Consider the following 15,754-nt stretch of genomic DNA (forward strand, 5'->3'; position numbering starts at 1 on the left):
GAAGATTCCTCTCGTGGACGCCTCGGGGGTCGGGGCGTTCGCTGTGATGACTGCCCCATGGCGTCGTGGGCTACAGGGTCGAAGCGGTGAGCCGGTCTTCGTCGACAGGTCTCCTCCGCGCTGCTCAAGGTTGACACAAAATCATGAGGAAATCCTCAGGTTTGCTCGGACGTCCGAGTGCTACCAGCGAGTACGTCACTCGAAGTGGCTTTACCTTTTGTTTACCCGACTCGTCGGTAACCCGTATCCACGCTGGCGAGAGCGTCGAGCGGAACACCAGAACATGAGGAAAGCCTCGCATTTTTCGTTATCTTTTCGTGATGTGATCTCGAGCACAGACGAGCAGCTCCCAACCTTGTCGGTGCGGTCCTCTACCTTGTGCGAACGAGCCGCTCGCCGGGAGAGCGGTCGACGAAATCCGGGGGGAATTCATGTATTCATCGGTAACGGATATCTGCACCGAGGACGAGCTCGACGCGATGCTTCTGCATATCGAATCGCATGCGCCGCAATCCCGTTCGCCACACTGGACACCGGGGTGGCGGGGCGAGAGCGAGGTGGCGTTGCTGGATGCGATCTTCTCGGCGCGCGCTCCCTACGGCGGCCCTTCGAGCGGGGTCCGTGCGGTCGTCCAGCGATGGCGATCGCATCGCGGCGATAACCGACTCGACGACTTGACAACCCTCGCCGAACTGACCAACAGTCCGGATCTACTCGTGGAGATTCTCTCCAACCGTCAACTGGTTCCGGGAAACAGTCGAACCAAGGGTGCTGCCGCTGCCGTGGCTGCTCGGACGTTGATCTCGGTGGGCCTGAGTCGTTCGAGCGACTTCGTGCAGCACACCGAGGACCAATTCGAGGCGTTCTGCGCAATTCCCGGGCTCGGCGAGACCACCTGGGAGTGCATGCTCATGCATCTGGGAGTGCGCACCGACAAGGCGACCGAACATCTGAACTCGTTCGTCGCCGACGCGCTCGAACCGCTCCACCAGAACCTGTCCGTCGGCCTTGCCGAGGACCGCGCGTCCGTGATCCTTGCAACGACGGCGGAGGCACTGAGCACCGAACTCGCCTCACTCGAGCACGCAATCTGGCGATATCAACACAAGTTACGCAGGCCGAAGAAGCGTCACTCCGAGGCGGCACTTCGACCGACGGGCTGACTTCGCGAGATCATCGCCTCCACACCGTCGAGAATGCACTCCAACCCGAACCGGTAGGCGTGCACGGGGTCGCTGGCGGCGTCGTACGACGTCGCCGCGGCCGTCCCGACCCGAGACGACACCGGAAAGCGCTCGCGGTCCATCACCCGTTCGAGGATCGGCGCGGTAGCCGCCCACCACTGGGCGTCGGACATGCCCGACTGCTCCTTGACACGGGTCACGCCGGCCAGGGCTCGCGCGGTACCGGAGACGTGAGTGAGAACCAGAGTGAGAACGGAGTCGATCTCGACGTCGCCCAGGCCGATGCCTTCGAGAGGGCGCAACTCGGCCTCGTACTTGTCGTTGGTGTGCGGACCGAGCACGGGCCGTGCCCCCTCCGCCTCGAGAAGCCACGAATGTTGTTGATACAGAGACCAATTGCGCTCGGCAACGAAGCGCATCGCTGGACGCCATCCGCCGGCGACGGAGGCCGGCTCGTCGACGTGCGAGTAGAGACCCGCAAGCGCTCGATCGATCATCAGATCGGCCAGCTCTTCCCGGCCCGGCACATGTGTGTACAGCGACATCGCGCCGACACCGAGATGCTGTGCCACGTTCCGCATCGACACCGACTCCAGACCGGTCGCATCGGCCAGTTCGATGGCGGCATCGACGATCGCATCCACGCTCAGTCCGGTCCGACTCGGCTTGGCACCGACTCGCCACAGAAGCCCGAGTATCCGGGCCGGGTCGAAGGGGACGTCCTTTTTCGATGCCACTCGGCGAGTGTAGCGACACCGTACGGTGTACACCGCATGACGTGGGCACACAGTCGAGCAGACCGCGGCACTGACAACAACCATCCGGGTTGTAGACTTCACCGGCACGCGCGAGTGGCGGAATTGGCAGACGCGCTGGATTTAGGTTCCAGTGTCTCAGGACGTGGGGGTTCAAGTCCCCCCTCGCGCACCACGGTCGTTCGGCCCGGCTTTTCTCGAGACTTCTGCAAGTTCCGACGTGTGAAGGCGGTTCGAATGCCCGAGGAATCGAACGACACGATCTTCGCCGAGATCGCAGACGAGAGACGTTCTCTCGCAAGAACTCTCGAGACTCTCACCCCCGAACAATGGGGCGCCCAATCGCTGTGCGAGGCCTGGACCGTCCGAGACGTCGCCGCCCATCTGGTGGTGCCACTGATCGTCCCGCTCTGGCAGTTCGGACTCGTCATGGTGCGCACCCGAGGCAACTTCGACCGAGCCAATCAACTGATGACCACGCGCGTTCGTCGCGAGCACGAAGACGAATTGCCCGCCTTGCTCACCGCCCACGCCGACAAGAAATTCACCCCGCCTGGCCACGGTCCGCTGGCCCCCTTGTCCGACGTCATCGTGCACGGATTGGACCTGTGCACGCCGCTGGGAATCGAACACCACGTCCCCGACCACCGCATGATCACGATGCTCGACTTCCTGGTGCCCGCGAGCGGTGCCGCACCGTTCAAGGGCCCCGAGCTTCGACTGCAGTGGCGCGCGACCGATCTCGACTGGAGCCGCGGCGAGGGCCCGGTCATCGAAGGATCGGCCGGCACCCTGGCACTGGTTCTGACCGGACGCAGCAGCGCCCTGGCGGACGTGACCGGGCCCGGTGCCGAGCAACTCGCCCAGGCACGGGCCAACCGTCGTCGGGCGTGAGCCGAACTCGAACCGTCCATGGTGAGAATCACCGCCGGGCCGCAGCACGCGACTACCTGCAGTAGTAGTACCTCCGGTACCGTCGAGGGGTGACTTCATCCCGCCCGAACCGTCGGCCAGCACTGATCGCGCTGGTCATCGTGTCCGCGGCGGTGTGTCTGGGCCTCGGCTGGTGGCAGTGGGAGCGCTTCGAGGCAGTGGGCGGAAACGGCCAAAACCTCGGATATGCCTTTCAATGGCCTCTGTTCGCAGTGTTCGTGATCTACGCCTACCGCAAGTTCGTCCGCCTCGAAGACGAGGACCCGGACGAGGCGGCAGCAGCGCGACCCGACGGACCCACAGAGGTGCCCCTCGACCTGCTCCCCAAGCGCAGCGCGCCTGCGGCGGACGCCCGAGACCTCGACGATCCCGAGGCTCGGCAACTACTCGAATACAACAGCTACCTCGCGGAGCTGAACGAATCCCGCGGGACCGACAGGAGCACCACGTGAGTTCGGCACCGGAGAAGACGCAGGCGTCTGCGAACAAGACACAGAAGATCGCGTCCGCGTTGCTGCGCTACCGCGTTCTGGCGTACGCCACGGGAATCTGGCTGCTCGTTCTCGTGACCGAGATGGTCGCCAAGTACATATTCAAGGTCGAGAACGTGCCCAATTGGATTGCCGTCGTGCACGGTTGGGTCTACCTCGTGTATCTCGTGCTGACCGTCGATCTGGCGATCAAGGTACGGTGGCCTGCTGCCCGCACGATCGGCACACTGCTCGCCGGGACCATCCCGTTCCTGTCGTTCTACGTCGAGCACAAGCGCACCAAGCAGGTCAAAGCCGATTTCGGCGTCTGACCTCAGCAGTTGATCGGCTGTGCGTTCTCCGGATCCAGTGCGTTCTGCACCAGCCGCTGAGCAAGCGGATCGTACGAGATTCCGGTGTGCTCGACGGTGTTGGCCGGGCACACGTCCTGCAGCACCACATTCGTGTTTCCTGCGCCGCTGAGCAGCGAGGCAGTGTACGGAACGACGATCTGGTCGTAACGGGTGACGATCGTCGTGTATTCGATGCCCGAGACGGTGTCGCTGCCCTCGTTCAGTCGCTCGAGCAAGTCGTCCTGCACCGGCGGGCCCGCCGTCGGGTAGTTCGGCGGAGACAAAGCCACGATGCGCGCCACCGTTCGGTCTCCACCGAGGAAGCGGGCGTAGTAGCGCGGCACCGTGCCACCCTTCGAGTGGCCGACGATCGACACCTTCTGCGCACCTGTTGCCTCGAGCACGGAATCGACGAACGTCGACAGTTCCGCGGCACTCTCCGGGATGGGCTCGAGCGCACCGAACGCCCGAACCGGGCCGGTGTTGCCGTAGTCGATCGCGAACACGCAGTATCCGGCTTCGGCCAGCTTCGGCGACAGCGATGCCCAGTTGTCGTAGGAGTTCTCCAGGAAGCCGTGCACCAGCACCACCGGCTCCGGGTGTTGCGCGCTCGGAACACACGAGAAGTCGTTCGAGCCCGGAGGAGTCACGCCCGGGTGCGCGATCGAGTACGCGAACGCCTCGGCGAAGGAGCCCGCGGCCGGTGCCGCGGAGGCCGGGGCAACTGCCAGGCACAGCGCAGCGGCGGCGAACACAACCGACGTCCGCGTCAGAACGGTTCGCATCGCCACGAGCTACCGCCCCGTCAGTTCTTCGAGCGCCGGAACGAGCTTTCGCAGTGCGTTACCGCGATGTGAGGCGGCGTCCTTCTCGTCCGGGCTCAGTTGCGCGGCACTGCGGCCGTCGCCCTCGGGCACGAAAATGGGGTCGTAGCCGAAGCCGTTCTCCCCCACCGGCTCTCGGCCCACTACTCCGCGCCATTCACCGCGGACCACGGTCTCGGTGCCGCCGGGAATCACCAGCGCACACGCCGAGACGAATGCGGCTCCGCGACGCTCGTCGGGGGTGTCACTCAACTGCGCCAGAACCAGTGCGGTGTTGGCCTCGTCCTGCCCGTGTGTACCGGACCAGCGAGCCGAGAGCACCCCTGGCATCGCGTTCAGGGCATCGATTTCTATTCCGGAATCGTCTGCCACACAAGGTAATCCGGTGGCCGCAGCTCCGTCACGCGCCTTGGCGAGTGCATTATCCTCGAAAGTCGCTCCGGTCTCGGGTGCCTCCGGGAACGGCGGCACCTCGTCGAGGCCGACCAGCTCGATCCCGGCCACTCCGGCGGCGTCGAGCACCCGCCGGAGTTCACGCAATTTCTTCGCGTTTCGGCTCGCTACCAGCAGCTCGGTGTCAGCCACCGAACTTCTTCTTCGATTCCGCGGCCGCAGGCTCGGGCAGATCGCCGGGGTACGGCAACGCCAGTGCTTCCTTCTGCACCTCGAACAACTTCTCGATGCCGACGAATGCGGAGTCGAGCAGCTTGTCGAGTGTGGTTCGAGGGAAGGTCGCACCCTCTCCGGTTCCCTGGATCTCCACCAGCGTGCCGGTGTCGGTGGCGACGACGTTCATGTCGACCTCGGCGCGCGAATCTTCCTCGTAAGGCAGATCGAGGCGCACTCGGCCGTCGACGACGCCGACACTGACGGCGGCGATCATGCACGAGATGGGCTGCGGATCGGCGAGGCGTCCCGCTGCTCGCAGGTAGGTGACGGCGTCGTTGAGAGCCACGAACGCTCCGGTGACAGCTGCAGTTCTGGTTCCGCCGTCGGCCTGCAGTACGTCGCAGTCGAGGGCGATGGTGTTCTCGCCGATGGCGGCCAAATCGATGCAGGCACGCAGTGAACGCCCGACCAAGCGGGAAATTTCCTGGGTACGCCCGCCGACCTTGCCCTTGACGGACTCACGGCCGTTGCGAGTGTGCGTCGCGGCCGGGAGCATCGCGTACTCGGCGGTGAGCCAACCGAGGCCGGATCCCTTCCGCCAGCGCGGCACGCCCTCCTCGACGCTGGCCGTGCACATCACCCTGGTGTTGCCGAACTCGACCAGCACCGACCCTGCCGGGTGGCTGGTGAAGCCGCGGGTGATCTTGATGTTGCGGAGCTCGTCGTCCGCCCTGCCGTCTTCTCGTCTGGACACGACTCGAAGCCTAGCGCGTCCTCAGACGGTGAAGACGTCCCCTGGGAGAACGGCATGCACCGGTCCACTGAACTCCGCTTTGGCCTCGGCGATGACGTCCTCGCGGGACGTCCACGGCGGAATATGGGTGAGCAGCAGCTCCCCCACCCCGGCCTCACGAGCGATGCGGCCGGCCTCGGTTCCGGACAGGTGCACGCCCTCGGGCCGTTCCGGACTGTCGGTCCACGACGCCTCGCACAGGAACATGTCGGCCCCGTGCGCCAGGTCCTGGACTGCCTGACACATTCCGGTGTCTCCGCTGTAGGCGAAAGTGCGGCCTTCCGCCGTGGTGACGCGCATGCCGTACGACTCGGGGGGATGGAACACCTGCCGAGCGAGGATCGACAGCTTGCCGAACTCCACTGTGCGTCCGTCCACCCAGCGACGCAGGTCGATGATGTCGGACATGTCGTCGATCTGCCCGCCGCACTCGGCCGAGGCGACTCCGAGCCGGAACGCCGTGTCCTTGGGTCCGTAGACGATCGCTCGTCCCTCCGGCGGGCTGGGATGGTAGCGACGCCACACCAGTAGTCCGGGAACGTCGAGGCAGTGATCGGCGTGCAGATGCGAGAGCAGAACGCTCACATCTCCCGGATCGGCGTAGCGCTGCAACGCCCCGAGGATGCCGGGACCGAAGTCGAGGACGACCGGCGCGGTCTCCTCTTCTTCCAACAAGTAGCCCGACGCGGGTGAATCGGGTCCGGACACACTGCCCGAACATCCCAGGACGGTAATTCGCATGAAAGCCATGCTGCCACGCCGAGCGCATCACTCGAAACGTTCGGGCAGTATTCACAGCGCGAGTCGGCGAAATTCACCGCCGAACTCAGGTGTGTCCGGAGTTACCTCGAACTACGAGGTGGGCCGATCGAGCGATTTCGCGCGCGCCCTCTCGGCTCGCGCGTCGGCGGACAGCAGTCGAGCGGCAACCACTCCGCCTACCGCGCCGAACAGATGCCCCTGCCAGGAGACGTTGGGCTCGCTCGGCAGCACGCCCCACAGTGCGCTGCCGTACAGCACGAACACCACGACTCCGATCGCCAGTTGACCGAGCTTGCGGGTGAAGAAGCCACGCACCAACAGGTATGCGATGAAACCGAAGATCAGGATCGACGCGCCGATCGTGTTCGTGTAGGAACCGGCGGTCAGCCAGGTACCGAACCCGCCGACCACCCAGATGATCCCGGTGGCAGCCAGACCACGCGTCAAACCGGAGAGCAACACCAGAAATCCGAGTACGACGATCGGCACGGTGTTCGCGATCAGATGCTGCCAGTCGTCGTGCAGCACGGGCGCGAACAGAATGCCCCACAAACCCTCGACCGATCGGGCCTGTATCCCGTTGCGTTCGAGCCTCGAACCGCTGGCCACATCGATGAACTCGATGACCCACAGCAACACGGTGAATGCTCCCACCAGAATGGCGGCCTGCATCCAGACCGGCCGCGCACGCTCGGCGGGACGGTTACTGATATCGCTCATGATCGCCTCCGGAACAGTTCCCTCCACGGTACCGGGCAGAGGTATCGCGCGAGCTGAGCTCAAGCTCCCGATCCACCGAACGCGGACGTGAAGATCTGGCGGTACGTGGGGATGCCGGCCACCGAGGTGGCGTCGAGCAGGGCCCGGGCGATGGCTCGCTCGACGACGATCGCCGCGGCCTCGGTGACCGCGGCCAGTACCGGGAGTTCCGCGGAGAACGCGGCGGGCACCGAGGACTCCGCGGTGACGGGTCTGGTGCCGGTCGACACTGCGAAGATCGTGTCGCCGTCGAGCGGCGAGTGTGCCGGTCGCACGGCCCGCGCCAACCCGTCGTGACCGGCGACGGCAATCCGCTTGCACGACGCGGACGACAACGCAGCATCGGTGGCGACGACACCGATCGTGGTGTTGAGCGCAGTGCCCTTCGGCTCGAGGGCGAGCGCGGACCACAGCTGGTTCACGTCGGGCTTGCGCATCCCGAACGCCGCGGGCCCGAGCGTGCCGACGCCCCACAGCAGGCCGGTACGCGGGTCGAACACCGCGCCCACCGGATTGGCGACCATCAGCGCCGCGACGGTGACCCCGTCCGCCGGACCGCCTTCGATCACCGTGCTCGCGGTACCGACACCGCCCTTGAGAACTCCGGCGCGGGCACCGACACCGGCCCCGACCGATCCCGTCGCGAAATCGGTTGCCGCTGCGGCCGCGGCGAGATAGCCGAATTCCGCCGTCGGCCGAGAAGCCCAGTCGCCGACCGGAAGATCGAAGATGACCGCGGCGGGGACGATCGGTACGACGTGATCGGGACTGCCCATCGGGATGCCCTGACCGTGCTCTTCGAGCCACCGCATGACACCGTCGGCCGCGGCGAGCCCGTAGGCACTGCCCGCGGTCAACAGGATCGCGTTGACGTGCTGCACGGAGTGGCTCGGATCGAGCAGATCGGTCTCGCGAGTCCCCGGCCCGCCGCCGCGAACATCGACGGCCGCCGTCGCACCACCCAGCGCACGCACGACGGTGCAGCCGGTGGCCGAACCGGAGCCCATCGCGGCGTCGTCGTCGAGTTCGTGATGATGACCGACCAGCAGACCGGCCACGTCGGTCAGGGAGTCCCGCGGTCCGGGAGTCTGGAATGCAGCGGTCACGCGTGCGTCCTAGGGGATGAGGACCTGTACGAGTGAATCCTGCATCCAGGTCAGCCAGTGGTAGACGTCGAGATGTGGAGCGCGAGGATCACCCTCGTCGAGAACGTCGGGTGTGTCCGCGCTGATCCCCAGCGTCGTGCCGAGCGCCAGCCTCACGTCGTTGAGGCCGGTCAGCCAAGCATCCGCTTGCTCCTGGGTCAGCACGATCTTGCCACCGGACTCGGGAAGCGTGGCCAGGATCATCGATCCGGCAGCCAACTTCTCGTCGATGATCTCGGGCTCGTGCAGTCCGCGCAGGGCACCGTTGAGGTCGGTCGGATCCTCCTCGTCGCGGCCGGGGTCGGCGCGGTGGAAGTCCGGCAACAGCCGCGCCAGTGCGGCATCCTCGGGCGGGCTGTTGTGCCCGGTGCGCAGACCGGTCAGCGCTGCGAGTTCGTCGGTGGGCGCAGCGGCGGAACGGTCGCGCAGCAATCCGAGAACCGAGCCGACAAGCGAACGGAGTACGGCGGCCTCACGAGCGTCGATCTCGGACTTGATCTTGACCCCGGACAGCGAATTCCGTCTCGTCCACGTGCGCACTGTTGCTGATGTCCTTCTCTGCCGAAGAGGTGATGAGCGGTTGACTACTTGTCCTGCTGCATGGTGGCCCACAGACCCGCCGCGTGCAGCCGTCGAACATCGTTCTCCATCGCGTCGCGCTCGCCGCTCGACACCACGGCCTTGCCTTCGGAGTGCACCTGCATCATCAGCTCGGTCGCCTTGGCCTTGCTGTAGCCGAAGAGCTTCTGGAAGACGTAGGTGACGTAGTGCATCAGGTTGACCGGGTCGTCCCACACGATGGTGACCCAGGGGGTGTCGTGAGATTCGTCGGCCGCAACGGCCTCGGTCTGGGCCGGGACCGCTTGCGGTGACGCAGCAACGACCTCACGTGCCGAGAGGCCGTCCACGGGCAGAAGCGAGCCGTCCACCGTCAACCAAGGCATGCCCAACAGGGTACGGCGTATCGGGCCAGCGTCCCACGCTCGCCCCTTCGCTCGTAGTGTGGGCGAGGTGAGCAACGACGCGACCACAGATCACGCGAATCACAGCGACGGTGCCAGCACCGCGCTGCTGACCGATCAGTACGAATACACGATGCTCTCGGCCGCCCTGGCCAGCGGCTACGCCGATCGCATCTGCAGCTTCGAGGTCTTCGCGCGCAGGTTGCCCGGTGGCCGTCGATACGGAGTTCTGGCCGGCACCGGACGCATTCTCGACGCGATCGCGCGCTTCCGATTCGGGCCGGACGAGTTGCGGATCGTCGCCGAATTCCTCGACGCCGACACCGTCGAGTGGTTACGCAACTACCGGTTCACCGGCGACATCGACGGCTATCGAGAGGGAGAGCTGTACTTCCCCGGCTCACCTGTTCTGACCGTCCGCGGCACCTTCGCCGAGTGCGTGGTCCTCGAGACCGTTGTGCTCTCGATCCTCAATCACGACAGCGCCATCGCGTCCGCTGCAGCGCGGATGGTGGCGGCCGCGAAGTCCCGTCCGATCATCGAGATGGGGTCGCGTCGAACCCACGAGGAAGCCGCTGTCGCCGCATCACGCGCGGCATATCTCGCCGGATTCACCGCGACGTCCAATCTCGAAGCCGTTCGCCGGCACGGTGTTCCCGGAGCAGGCACCTCGGCCCACGCCTTCACCCTGCTGCACACCACAGCCGACGGCCCGGACGAACGGTCCGCATTCGCGGCTCAGGTGCGCGCGCTCGGTGTGGGCACCACACTGCTCGTCGATACCTACGACATCACCCAGGGCGTTGCCAACGCCATCGAGGTGGCCGGGCCCGAACTCGGCGGTGTGCGCATCGACTCCGGCGACCTCGGTGTGCTCGCCCGGCAGGTGCGCGACCAACTCGACGCCCTGGGTGCGCCGAAAACCAAGATCGTCGTCTCGGGTGACCTCGACGAATACGCCATCGCGGCATTGCGAGCCGAGCCGGTCGACTCCTACGGCGTCGGCACGTCGCTGGTCACCGGATCCGGTGCCCCGACGGCCGGCATGGTCTACAAACTCGTCACCGTCGACGGCATTCCCGTCGCCAAGCGCAGCAGTCACAAGGAGTCGCGCGGTGGCACCAAGGCGGCGCTGCGTACCGCGCGCCGCACCGGCACCGCAGTCGAGGAGATCGTGTACCCGTTCGACGCTCCCCCGACCGTCGACGACGATCTGACGGCGGAGACGTTGACCACGCCGTTGGTTCGCGGCGGAGAACGAGTCGCCGACCTACCGACGCTCGCCGACGGCCGCGACCTGCTCGCCAGGCGCCTCGTCAGCCTCCCGTGGGAGGGCCTGAAGCTGTCCCAGGGCGAGCCGGCGATACCCACCCGGTTCGTCGAGTGGTGAGAGCGGTGTCGGTACCGAACCGGGTGGGCGATCGGCAGTAGTCTGCTTCGGTGCCGTCGAAGACCGAGTTGCCAACCGTTCCCGCTCTCCTGCAGGTCGCGGTGCACTCGCTCGGCGGCAAGGAACGCAGCAATCAGCTGACGATGGCCTCGGCGGTGGCGCACTCCATCGACACCGGCGAACATCTGGCGGTGCAGGCGGGCACCGGAACCGGTAAGTCCCTCGCCTACCTCGTCCCGAGCATCAGGCACGCGGTGGAATCGGGCAAGACCGTCGTCGTCTCCACGGCCACCATCGCGCTGCAGCGGCAGCTGGTCGACCGCGATCTCCCCCGCCTGTCCGACGCCCTGACCGAGGCCGTCGGCCGTCGCCCCAAGTTCGCAATCCTCAAGGGCCGCAACAACTATCTGTGCATGAACAAGATCCACACCGGTGCAGCGCAAGAGGCACCGGATGCGGAACTGTTCGACCCGTTCGCGGTCTCGCGGATGGGACGCGAGGTGGTACGGCTGACCAAGTGGTCGTCCGAGACCGAAACCGGCGACCGCGACGACGTCGTGCCCGGAGTCAGCGATCAGGCCTGGCGCCAGGTCAGCGTCACCGCGCGTGAATGTCTGGGCAAATCCCGCTGCCCCGTCGGCGAGGACTGCTTCGCCGAGCGCGCCCGCACCGAGGCCGCCCAGGTCGACGTCGTCGTGACCAACCACGCCCTGCTCGCGATCGACGCGATCACCGGAATCCAGATCCTGCCCGAGCACGACGTCGTGGTCGTCGACGAGGCCCACGAATTGGTCGACCGGGTGACCGGCGTGGCCACCGAGGAACTGTCGGCCGCGACCGTCACCGCCGCGGCGCGTCGTAGCGCGAAGCTCATCGAGGAGGAGACGGTCGACCAGCTCGAGGGAGCTGCCGAGAACTGGGCCGCGATTCTGGACGAGCTGCCCCCGAGCCGGTGGCAGTCCCTACCCGACGGCGTCGGCCCCGCGCTCGCGTCCATTCGCGACGCGGCCTGGGCGGTACGCACCGCGATCGGCCCCAACAAGCAGGGCATGGCCACCAGTGACCCCGAGGCCGCCGCGGCTCGCAGCGCCGCGCTCGTGGCGGTCGACGAGGTCCACGACAGCGCGGTCCGTGTTCTCACGGCATTCGACGAACCCGATCCGGCCAAACGCAAGGACGTCGTCTGGCATGCCGTCGACGATTTCCGCGGCAACGTCAAACGCACCGTCCGCATTGCACCGCTGTCGGTGGGCGGGCTGCTGCGAGCGCGCCTGTTCGCCGAGTCCACCGTGGTCCTCACCTCCGCGACCTTGACCGTGGGCGGATCGTTCGACGGGTTGGCTGTCAACTGGGGCCTGCCTGCGGAGAAGCCGTCGCGCAGTGACACCGCGATGGCGTCGGGTGTGGAACCGCCGTCCGACACCGGGTCGATCAGGTGGAATTCGCTCGACGTCGGGTCGCCGTTCGACCACGCTCGGGCAGGGATCATGTACATCGCCAAGCATCTGTCGCCGCCCGGACGCGACGGCCTCTCCAGGTCCTACCTCGACGAGATCGAGTCGCTGGTCAGCGCCGCCGGTGGCCGCACACTCGGACTCTTCTCGTCCATGCGCGCCGCCAAGGCCGCCGCCGAGGAGATGCGGGAGCGCCTCGACACGCCGATCCTGTGCCAGGGCGACGACTCCACCGGTGCCCTGGTGCAGAAGTTCGCCGACGACGAGGCCACCTCCCTGTTCGGGACACTGTCACTGTGGCAGGGCGTCGACGTCCCGGGCCCGTCGCTGAGCCTGGTGATCCTGGACCGCATTCCGTTCCCGCGGCCCGACGATCCGCTGCTGGTGGCCAGGCAGCAGGCCGTCGAATCACGTGGCGGCAACGGCTTTCTCGCGGTCGCTGCCAACCATGCAGCCCTGCTGCTGGCGCAGGGCGTCGGTCGACTGCTCCGTAGCGTCGACGACAAAGGTGTTGTCGCCGTTCTCGATTCGCGCCTCGCGACCGCCCGCTACGGCGGCTACCTACGTGCCTCGCTGCCGCCGTTCTGGGAGACCTCGGACCCGGAGGTGGTCCGCAAGGCCCTCACCCGCCTGGCCGGAAAGTAGCTGCCCCTCAGGCAGTCGCCACCAAACCGAGCTCGGCATCCGAGGCCAGACCGCGGTGATGAGGAAGCACCCGCACCGTGTATCCCACCGTGCCGCTGTGCGGTAGCCGCGTCTCGCCCGCGTACACGTGCTCGCCGCCATCGGTTCCCACGTGCGTCATGGCCGTCGTGCGAATGTCGGTGAGGTTCTCGTCCTCGTCGACGCGTCCCACGACCGCCTGCACCACGACGTCCGAGGCGTCCAGTCCACCGAGATCGACGTTCGCGCGCAGCGAGAGCTCCGCACCGATCACCGGTGTGTCCGGCAGACCTTCACTGTCGACGCGGGTGACTTTCACTGCGCCCCATGCCTGTTCGACGCGCCGGCGGTACGACGCGACGTCCGTGGCACCGCGGTGGTTCTCCGCCGAGGCCGCGCGGGCGGATTCGGCTGCGGGCGCGTAGTAGCCCAGCGTGTAGTCCTGAACCATTCTCGACGCCAGCACTTTCGGGCCCAGCTGCTCGAGGGTGTGCCGCACCATTTCGATCCAGCGGCTCGGCACGCCGTCGTCCCCGCGGTCGTAGAACTTCGGCAGCACTGCCTGTTCGAGCAGCTCGTAGAGCGCAGCGGCCTCCAGATCGTCACGGCGATTGTCGTCGGTGACGCCGTCGGCCGTCGGGATGGCCCAGCCGTTCTCCCCGTCGTACATCTCGTCCCACCACCCGTCGCGAATCGACAGGTTCAAGCCGCCGTTGAGCGCGGACTTCATGCCCGAGGTACCGCACGCTTCGAGCGGGCGCAGCGGATTGTTCAGCCACACATCGCATCCCCAGTACAGGAATCGAGCCATGGACATGTCGTAGTCGGGCAGGAACACGATGCGGTGCCGTACGTCGGCCTGATCGGCGAACCTGACGATCTGCTGGATGAGCGCCTTTCCTCCGTCGTCGGCGGGGTGCGATTTGCCCGCGACCACCAGCTGGACCGGGCGAACCGGGTCCAGCAACATGGCGCGCAGTCGCTCGGGTTCGCGCAGCATGAGCGTCAGCCGCTTGTACGTCGGTACCCGTCGAGCAAACCCGACGGTGAGTACGTTGGGATCGAAAACGTTTGCTGTCCAACTGATCTCGGCCTCGGTGGAGCCACGTTCGAGCGCCGAGCGCCGCACCCGACGCCGCACCTCGTCCACCAGTTGCGCGCGAAGGGTGTTGCGCGTGGACCACACGCGGTCCGAGGACAGCTCCCCCTCCAGCGACCATTCCCGGGCAGACCACGTCGGAGCGTGAACGCCGTTGGTGACCGATCCGATCGGCACCTCGGAGGCGTCGAATCCCCGCCACAGGTCGTTGAACATCTCGCGGCTGACGATTCCGTGCAGCTTCGACACCCCGTTGGCGCGTTGGCCCAGGCGCAGCCCCATGTGCGCCATGTTGAACACCGAGGCGTCGCTCTCGCCGCCGAGGGCGAGGATTCGGTCCATCGGCAGACCCGGCAGCAGCGCCGACTCTGCGCCCCCGTCCGCACTTCCGAAGTAGTGCCGCACCAGATCGGCCGGAAACCGGTCGATTCCGGCGGGGACAGGGGTGTGAGTGGTGAAGACGGTGCCGGCTCGCACCGCAGCCAGTGCCGCGTCGAAGTCCAGGGTTCCCGAGGTGACGAGTTCGCGGATGCGTTCGACGCCCAGGAAGCCGGCATGGCCCTCGTTCATGTGGAACACCTCGGGATCGGGCAGTCCGTACGCACGGGTGTAGGCCCGGATCGCTCGAACTCCGCCGATACCGGCGAGTATCTCCTGCTTGATGCGGTGATCCTGGTCGCCGCCGTACAACCGGTCGGTGACTCCTCTGAGCTCGGGGTCGTTGTCGGCGATGTCGGAATCGAGCAGCAGCAGCGGGACGCGTCCCACCTGGGCGATCCACACCCGCGCTCGCAGAACCCGAGATCCGGGCATGGACACGTGGATCAGCACCGGAGAGTCGCCGTCGTCGGTGAGCAACCGCAGCGGCAGACCGTGCGGGTCGAGGGACGGATAGCGTTCGGCCTGCCAACCGTCGGCCGTCAGCGACTGCCGAAAGTATCCCGAGCGGTAGAGCAACCCGACACCGATCAACGGCAACCCCAGGTCGGAGGCCGCCTTGAGGTGGTCACCGGCCAGGATGCCGAGCCCGCCCGAGTAGTTCGGCAGCACCTCGGTGACGCCGAACTCCATCGAGAAATACCCGATGCCCGACGGCAGAGCACGTCCCTGGGCCAGCTCGTTCTGGTACCAGAGCGGACGGGCGAGGTAGTCGTGCAGATCCGCCTCGGCGGCGTCCAGCTCGGCCATAAAGCGCTCGTCGGCCGCGAGTTCCTCGAGACGCGCCGGTGCGACGGCTCCCAGTACGGCCACGGGATCGCGCTCGAGTTCGGTCCACAACAGCGGATCGATGTGCTCGAACAGATCCTGCGTCGACGAGTGCCACGACCACCTGAGGTTTGTCGAGAGCTCGGCGAGGGCATTCAAGCGGGCGGGAAGATGGGCTCGGACGGTGAATCGGCGCAAAGCTTTCACAGAGTCGAACCCTACCCACGGACACCTGTGTCGATGGGCGGCTTGCACGAAATCTGCTCCACGGTGTCCGTCGCGGGCAGTATGCGTCGGCGCACGCGCCATCTGCATTGCTGCACTACGGTTGACGAGTAGAAGCACACCGAGATCGGTTCGATCAGAGGTTGCGCCCGCGCAGCCATACCTCTA

General features: G+C 66.4%; 16 protein-coding genes and 1 tRNA gene. 7 read left to right on the forward strand and 10 right to left on the reverse strand.

Annotated elements, in window-relative coordinates:
* Positions 1-431: 431 nt before the first annotated feature.
* Positions 432-1,163 carry a hypothetical protein gene (locus CH283_RS17400; RefSeq protein ID WP_094640368.1) on the forward strand — a complete coding sequence of 244 codons (732 nt, stop codon included), beginning with the start codon at positions 432-434 and terminating at the stop codon, positions 1,161-1,163.
* On the opposite strand, the gene CH283_RS17405 is transcribed toward CH283_RS17400, so the two are convergent.
* Complete coding sequence (locus tag CH283_RS17405) at positions 1,130-1,921, reverse strand: TetR/AcrR family transcriptional regulator (protein ID WP_094640443.1); 792 nt, start codon at positions 1,919-1,921, stop codon at positions 1,130-1,132. The two genes, CH283_RS17400 and CH283_RS17405, sit on opposite strands and share 34 nt — an antisense overlap.
* 108 nt (positions 1,922-2,029) lie before the next feature.
* Here CH283_RS17405 and CH283_RS17410 point away from each other — a divergent pair.
* The 4 genes from CH283_RS17410 to CH283_RS17425 all read left to right on the forward strand — a co-directional run bounded on the left by CH283_RS17410 (position 2,030) and on the right by CH283_RS17425 (position 3,674).
* Positions 2,030-2,114, forward strand: a tRNA-Leu gene (locus CH283_RS17410).
* 62 nt (positions 2,115-2,176) lie between these two features.
* Entirely contained in the window at positions 2,177-2,833 is a 657-nt protein-coding gene (locus CH283_RS17415; RefSeq protein ID WP_094640444.1) for a maleylpyruvate isomerase family mycothiol-dependent enzyme, read from the forward strand.
* 89 nt (positions 2,834-2,922) lie between these two features.
* A complete protein-coding gene (locus tag CH283_RS17420) occupies positions 2,923-3,324 on the forward strand; it encodes a transcriptional regulator (RefSeq protein WP_068050413.1) in 402 nt (133 codons plus the stop codon).
* Complete coding sequence (locus CH283_RS17425) at positions 3,321-3,674, forward strand: DUF3817 domain-containing protein (protein ID WP_068050412.1); 354 nt, start codon at positions 3,321-3,323, stop codon at positions 3,672-3,674. Before CH283_RS17420 ends, CH283_RS17425 begins: the two co-directional genes overlap by 4 nt.
* Before the next feature lie 2 nt (positions 3,675-3,676).
* Here the strand turns inward: CH283_RS17425 and CH283_RS17430 are convergent, their stop codons facing one another.
* The 8 genes from CH283_RS17430 to clpS all read right to left on the reverse strand — a co-directional run bounded on the left by CH283_RS17430 (position 3,677) and on the right by clpS (position 9,531).
* Positions 3,677-4,480 carry an esterase/lipase family protein gene (locus CH283_RS17430; RefSeq protein ID WP_094640445.1) on the reverse strand — a complete coding sequence of 268 codons (804 nt, stop codon included), beginning with the start codon at positions 4,478-4,480 and terminating at the stop codon, positions 3,677-3,679.
* 9 nt (positions 4,481-4,489) lie between these two features.
* On the reverse strand, positions 4,490-5,104 hold the full coding sequence (gene rdgB / locus CH283_RS17435) for an RdgB/HAM1 family non-canonical purine NTP pyrophosphatase (RefSeq protein WP_094640369.1): 615 nt from the start codon (positions 5,102-5,104) through the stop codon (positions 4,490-4,492).
* The gene (gene rph, locus CH283_RS17440; RefSeq protein WP_068050410.1) at positions 5,097-5,882 is read right to left on the reverse strand and encodes a ribonuclease PH; all 786 of its coding nucleotides are present in this window, start codon (positions 5,880-5,882) and stop codon (positions 5,097-5,099) included. Before rph ends, rdgB begins: the two co-directional genes overlap by 8 nt.
* Before the next feature lie 21 nt (positions 5,883-5,903).
* Positions 5,904-6,662, reverse strand: coding sequence for a cyclic nucleotide-degrading phosphodiesterase (locus CH283_RS17445; RefSeq protein ID WP_176460292.1), 759 nt, complete (start codon positions 6,660-6,662; stop codon positions 5,904-5,906).
* A 111-nt stretch (positions 6,663-6,773) separates the two neighbouring features.
* The gene (locus tag CH283_RS17450; protein WP_094640447.1) at positions 6,774-7,403 is read right to left on the reverse strand and encodes a rhomboid family intramembrane serine protease; all 630 of its coding nucleotides are present in this window, start codon (positions 7,401-7,403) and stop codon (positions 6,774-6,776) included.
* Positions 7,404-7,462: 59 nt separating this feature from the next.
* Positions 7,463-8,548, reverse strand: coding sequence for a P1 family peptidase (locus CH283_RS17455; RefSeq protein ID WP_094640370.1), 1,086 nt, complete (start codon positions 8,546-8,548; stop codon positions 7,463-7,465).
* A gap of 9 nt (positions 8,549-8,557) precedes the next feature.
* Positions 8,558-9,127, reverse strand: coding sequence for an oxidative stress transcriptional regulator AosR (gene aosR / locus CH283_RS17460; protein ID WP_068050408.1), 570 nt, complete (start codon positions 9,125-9,127; stop codon positions 8,558-8,560).
* Positions 9,128-9,171: 44 nt separating this feature from the next.
* Positions 9,172-9,531, reverse strand: a complete 360-nt coding sequence (clpS, locus tag CH283_RS17465) for an ATP-dependent Clp protease adapter ClpS (protein WP_176460293.1) — start codon at positions 9,529-9,531, stop codon at positions 9,172-9,174.
* Positions 9,532-9,589: 58 nt separating this feature from the next.
* On the opposite strand from clpS, the gene CH283_RS17470 reads away from it, so the two are divergent.
* Positions 9,590-10,939 carry a nicotinate phosphoribosyltransferase gene (locus CH283_RS17470; protein WP_094640371.1) on the forward strand — a complete coding sequence of 450 codons (1,350 nt, stop codon included), beginning with the start codon at positions 9,590-9,592 and terminating at the stop codon, positions 10,937-10,939.
* Positions 10,940-10,989: 50 nt separating this feature from the next.
* Entirely contained in the window at positions 10,990-13,038 is a 2,049-nt protein-coding gene (locus CH283_RS17475) for an ATP-dependent DNA helicase (RefSeq protein ID WP_094640372.1), read from the forward strand.
* A 7-nt stretch (positions 13,039-13,045) separates the two neighbouring features.
* Here CH283_RS17475 and glgP read toward each other — a convergent pair whose 3' ends face one another.
* On the reverse strand, positions 13,046-15,568 hold the full coding sequence (gene glgP, locus CH283_RS17480; RefSeq protein WP_094640373.1) for an alpha-glucan family phosphorylase: 2,523 nt from the start codon (positions 15,566-15,568) through the stop codon (positions 13,046-13,048).
* Between the last annotated feature and the right edge of the window lie 186 nt (positions 15,569-15,754).

It is taken from the genome of Rhodococcus sp. 05-2254-2 (assembly GCF_002259095.1).
In the GTDB taxonomy this organism is placed as follows: Bacteria; Actinomycetota; Actinomycetes; order Mycobacteriales; family Mycobacteriaceae; genus Rhodococcoides.

Coding starts and splice junctions, on each gene's coding strand:
- CH283_RS17400 (WP_094640368.1), top strand. CDS start 432: ATGTATTCATCGGTAACGGATATCTGCACCGAGGACGAGCTCGACGCG.
- CH283_RS17415 (WP_094640444.1), top strand. CDS start 2,177: ATGCCCGAGGAATCGAACGACACGATCTTCGCCGAGATCGCAGACGAG.
- CH283_RS17430 (WP_094640445.1), bottom strand. CDS start 4,480: ATGCGAACCGTTCTGACGCGGACGTCGGTTGTGTTCGCCGCCGCTGCG.
- CH283_RS17445 (WP_176460292.1), bottom strand. CDS start 6,662: ATGCGAATTACCGTCCTGGGATGTTCGGGCAGTGTGTCCGGACCCGAT.
- CH283_RS17450 (WP_094640447.1), bottom strand. CDS start 7,403: ATGAGCGATATCAGTAACCGTCCCGCCGAGCGTGCGCGGCCGGTCTGG.
- clpS (WP_176460293.1), bottom strand. CDS start 9,531: ATGCCTTGGTTGACGGTGGACGGCTCGCTTCTGCCCGTGGACGGCCTC.